Here is a 4640-nt window from a genome sequence, read left to right on the forward strand (position 1 = left end):
CGATCGGCCGCGTGTTCGCCGCCTGTTTCGACGACGACGTGCGCGCCGCGCTGCTCGCGCAGGACGGCCTGCGCCTCGCGGGCGCGACGCCGTCCGCGAACGCGGCCAACGCGGCGAACGCGAACTCTGCTTATGTCGAGCGCCTCGCCGCGATCCGCGCGCAAGGGCTCGACACCGCGCTCGACAAGCCGATTCCCGGCATCAGCACCGTGGCCGCGCCGGTCTTCGATCACACCGGCAGCGTCTGCCTCGTGCTCGCGCTGATGGGCCCGTCGGGTCACATCGACACCGGCCGCGAAGGCGCCTGCGCGTCCCTGCTGATGGCGGCTGCCGAGCGCCTCTCGCGGCGCTTCGGCTACGTGGCGGGCGCGGCGGCAGCGCCGCTATAATCGGCTTCCGTCAGACGATTCACGCGCAACGCCTGGCGCCGCCACGCGCCCCGATCCGGTGTGTCGACGCGCAAATCCGCGCCGATACGCGTCGACAGATATCGGCAGGCACGGCGGCCCCATCACAAGGACAGCCCCATGAGCACCGCCTCCACCGGTTCCGCCACCGCGCTGCGCCAGGTCGCCGACCTGCCCTGCCCGCGCGGCCTGCCGCTGATCGGCAACCTGCTGCAACTCGAACCCACGCGGCTGCACCAGATCCTCGAACGCTGGGCCGAAGAACTCGGCACGCCGTACCGCTTTCAGGTCGGCAGCATCCCCATCACGATCTGGACCGACACCGAACTGATCCAGTCGATCATGCGCGAGCGCCCGCACCGCTATCGCCGCTATTCGCCGATCGAAAGCGTGTTCGACGAAATGGGCGCGAACGGGCTCTTTTCCTCCGAAGGCGTGCAGTGGGAATCGCACCGGCGGCTCGTGATGCAGGCGCTTTCGATCCCCAACATCAAGGCGTTTTATCCGACGCTCGCGGAGATCACGCAGCGTCTGCGCACGCGCTGGCTGCGCGCGGCCGAGCGCGGCGAGACCGTCGAGATGACCGACGACCTCAAGCGCTACACAGTGGACGTGACGAGCGCGCTCGCGTTCGGCGAAGACCCGCGCACGCTCGATCAGGATCACGGCGTGATCCAGGAACATCTCGAACGCATCCTGCCCGCCGTGATGGGCCGCATCAACGCGCTGTTTCCGTACTGGCGCGTGTTCAAGCTGCCCGCCGACCGCAAGCTCGATCACTCGCTCGCCGAAGTGCACCGCTACATCGACTCGATGATGGCGCGCGCCCGCACGCGCATGCGCGACGAGCCGTCCGAACTGCCGCGCAACCTGCTCGAAGCGATGCTCATGCAGCAACAACAGCAGGACGGCGAGCCGATTTCCGATGCGCAGATTCGCGCCAACGTGCTCACGCTGCTGCTCGCGGGCGAGGACACGACCGCCGATTCCATCGCGTGGACGCTGCCCTATCTGGCGGCCGACGCCGCGTTGCAGACGCATCTGGGCGCAGAAGCGCATCGCGTGCTCGGCGACGCGCCCGTGTGCCCCGACTACGCCACGCTCAAGGACCTCGACATCTTCGAAGCGATCGCCATCGAAGCGACGCGTCTGCGGCCGGTCGCCGCCGTGCATTCGTTCGAGCCGCTCGAAGACGTCGTGGTCGACAACGTCGCGCTGCCCAAGGGCACGCGCATGTTCTTCGTCGCGCGGCCCGCGATGATCGACGAGAAAAATTTCGCCGATCCGCAGCGCTACGATCCGTGGCGCTGGATGCGCAAAGGCGAGCACGACGCGCCGCGCGAAGGCGCGCATGGCGCACATGATGTGCGCGCGTATCTGCAATTCGGCGCGGGGCCGCGCGTGTGCCCCGGACGCCACCTCGCGACGGTGGAAATGCGCCTCGCGCTCTCGATGCTGATGAACGAATTCGAAATCGAACTCGCCATCGATCCGGAGCAGATCAAAGAGGTATCGGCGTTCACGATGGTGCCGGACACGATGCCGGTGAAGCTGCGCAAGCGCGTGCGCTAGCACTTCAGCGAGCGTTACGCCTTCACTTCGCCCGCGCTGTCCGAATCGCTGCGCGCCTGCGCGTCGCGCATCTTGGCGAGCGTCTTCGGCCCGAGTCCGAGCGAGACGCCCAGCGCGAGTGCGTCGATCACCGCGAGATGCGCGATGCGCGGCACGCCCGGCGCGTGCGGCTCGTCGGCGGCGGGCACGCGCAGCAGCAGCGGAATGTCGACCACCCACGCGAGCCGCGAGCCCGCGTTCGTCAGCGCGATGGTGGTCGCGCCGCGCTCCTTCGCGATCTGAATGCTCTCGTTCACTTCCACGCTGCGGCCCGACTGCGAGATCGCGAAAGCGACGTCGCCGGGTTCGAGCAGCCCGGCGTAAAGGCGCTGCAAATGCGCGTCGGTGAACGCGCTCGCGGCCACGTCCAGACGCAGGAAACGCAGCGCCGCGTCGTTCGCGACCAGCCCCGACCCCGCGCCCACGCCGAAGAAAAACACCCGCCGCGCGCTGCCGAGCGCCGCCACCGCCGCCTCGAACACGGCCGGATCGAGCGAGGCGCGCGCGTGCATCACGCCCTGCACCACGGCGTCGGCGACCTTGTCGAGCAACGAGCCCATCTGCGCGGGCTCGCCGCTCGCCGCGTCGTCGGCGGCGGAAAACGGCACGCCGCCCGCCGCGCTCTGCGCGAGCCGCATCTTGAAGTCGCGCAGGCCGTGCGCGCCCACCGCGCGGCAAAAACGCGTGACCGACGGCTCGGAGACGTCCGCGCGCAACGCGAGTTCGGTGATGCTCGCGCGCATCGCGAAGTCGATGTCGGCGAGCACCATCTCCGCGACCTTGCGTTCGGCGGGCCGCAGCGACTCCGCCACGTTGCGGATGTGATGGATCAGGTTGGAGACCGGCAAGCTATGTTCCGTGGGTTGAACCGTGGAAGATGCGAGACGCCCGAAGCCCGGGTTCAATGCTTCAATCGAGACGCTTGCCGCTTTCGGTGTCGAACAGATGCAGATGCGCGAGAGGCAGACCGAGCGTCATGCGCTGGCCCGGTTCGATGCCGGGACGCGCGCGGGTCGTGACGCACCATGACTGGCCGCCTATTTTCCCGTACAAGTGCGTTTCCGCGCCAGTCGGCTCGATCACCTCGACGCTGAACGGCACCTCGCCCGCGTTGGCCTCCACATGCTCGGGACGAATGCCCAGCGTCACGCGCGCGCCCGCCTGTGCGCGGCCTTCGGGCAGCGCGATGCGCACGCCGTCGTCGAGCACGAGCGCCGTCCCGCGCGCGTCGTTCATCACGCTGCCCGCCACGAAGTTCATCGACGGCGAACCGAGAAAGCTCGCCACGAACAGATTGCCGGGTTTGTCGTAGAGATCGAGCGGGCGGCCGATCTGCTCGATGCGCCCCGAGTTCATCACGACGATGCGGTCGGCCATCGTCATCGCTTCGATCTGGTCGTGCGTGACGTAGACGACCGTGTTGCGCAGCCGCTGATGCAGCGCCTTGATTTCGGTGCGCATCTGCACGCGCAGCTTGGCGTCGAGATTCGAGAGCGGTTCGTCGAACAGGAACAGCGACGGCTCGCGCACCACGGCGCGGCCCATCGCCACGCGCTGGCGCTGACCGCCCGACAACGCGCGCGGCAGGCGATCGAGATAGTTCGAGAGATTGAGCATCTTCGCGGCGGCTTCGATGCGCGGCTTGAAGCCGTCCTCGCGTTCCTTGCGGATGCGCGGGCCGAACGCGATGTTGTCGTACACCGAAAGATGCGGATAGAGCGCGTAGCTCTGGAACACCATCGAGATGTTGCGCTGCTGCGGCGGCAGCGCGTTCGCGCGCGTGCCGCCGATCGTGAGGTCGCCGCCCGAAATATCTTCGAGACCCGCGATCATGCGCATCAAGGTGGTCTTGCCGCAGCCCGACGGTCCGACCAGCACGACGAACTCGCCGTCCTCGATGTCGAGGTCGACACCGTGCACGACCTGCGTGTCGCCGTAGCGCTTGTAGATGCCGTTCAGTTGTACCGCTGCCATGCTGTCCTCGTGTGCTGTCGTGTGCTGTTATCGCTGCTTGCGTGTGTTTTCCTGCTTGTTTTAGCGGCTCGTTTTACCCGCTCGTCTTACGCGCTCAGAACGGATCGAGCGTCAGTTCGTTCGCCATCAGCCGGTTGCCCGCCATGAGGCCCGCGTCGACCGGCAAGGCCACGCCGGTAATCACGCGCGCTTGCGGCGACGCCAGAAAATGCACGGCGTCGGCGATATCGGCGGGTTCGGCCACATCGCCGAGCGGATACCACTTGCTCAGTTGTTCGAAGATGGCCGGATTCTGCTCGACGCGCGCGCGCCACGCGGGCGTCTTCACGGTGCCCGGACACACGATGTTCGCGCGGATGCCGTGCGGCCCGAGTTCCATCGCGAGCGCCTTCGTGTAGCTCACGAGGCCCGCCTTCGCGGCGCTGTACGCCGGATGCCCGAGCGCGCTCAGTCCGTTCACGGAGCCGATCAGCACCAGCACGCCGCGCTTGCGTTCGATCATCGCGGTGCGCACGGTTTCGATCGTGTTGTAGGTGCCGTTGAGATTGAGGTCGACGTCGCGCCGCCAGCTCGCCGCGTCGGTATGCGCGAGCGTCGTGCCGAGCGCGCCGCCCGCATTGGCGACCGCCACGTCCACCGGACCGCGCG

5 protein-coding genes are annotated in these 4640 nt (G+C 67.8%); 2 read left to right on the forward strand and 3 right to left on the reverse strand.

What is annotated here, in order from left to right:
- Positions 1-389 (forward strand): IclR family transcriptional regulator C-terminal domain-containing protein (locus tag G3N97_RS36820; RefSeq protein WP_277397875.1); only part of this gene is annotated, 389 nt, incomplete at its 5' end.
- A 138-nt stretch (positions 390-527) separates the two neighbouring features.
- Positions 528-1979, forward strand: coding sequence for a cytochrome P450 (locus G3N97_RS36825; protein ID WP_205997695.1), 1452 nt, complete (start codon positions 528-530; stop codon positions 1977-1979).
- 14 nt (positions 1980-1993) lie between these two features.
- Here the strand turns inward: G3N97_RS36825 and G3N97_RS36830 are convergent, their stop codons facing one another.
- The 3 genes from G3N97_RS36830 to G3N97_RS36840 form a co-directional block, all read right to left on the reverse strand.
- Positions 1994-2866, reverse strand: a complete 873-nt coding sequence (locus tag G3N97_RS36830; protein WP_205997696.1) for a MurR/RpiR family transcriptional regulator — start codon at positions 2864-2866, stop codon at positions 1994-1996.
- A 61-nt stretch (positions 2867-2927) separates the two neighbouring features.
- A complete protein-coding gene (ugpC, locus tag G3N97_RS36835) occupies positions 2928-3992 on the reverse strand; it encodes a sn-glycerol-3-phosphate ABC transporter ATP-binding protein UgpC (protein WP_065057566.1) in 1065 nt (354 codons plus the stop codon).
- Between the two features lie 94 nt (positions 3993-4086).
- The coding region (locus tag G3N97_RS36840) for an SDR family oxidoreductase (RefSeq protein ID WP_205997697.1) at positions 4087-4640 on the reverse strand (554 nt) is incomplete at its 5' end.

Source organism: Paraburkholderia sp. Ac-20347 (assembly GCF_017104805.1).
Classification (GTDB): domain Bacteria; phylum Pseudomonadota; class Gammaproteobacteria; order Burkholderiales; family Burkholderiaceae; genus Paraburkholderia; species Paraburkholderia tropica.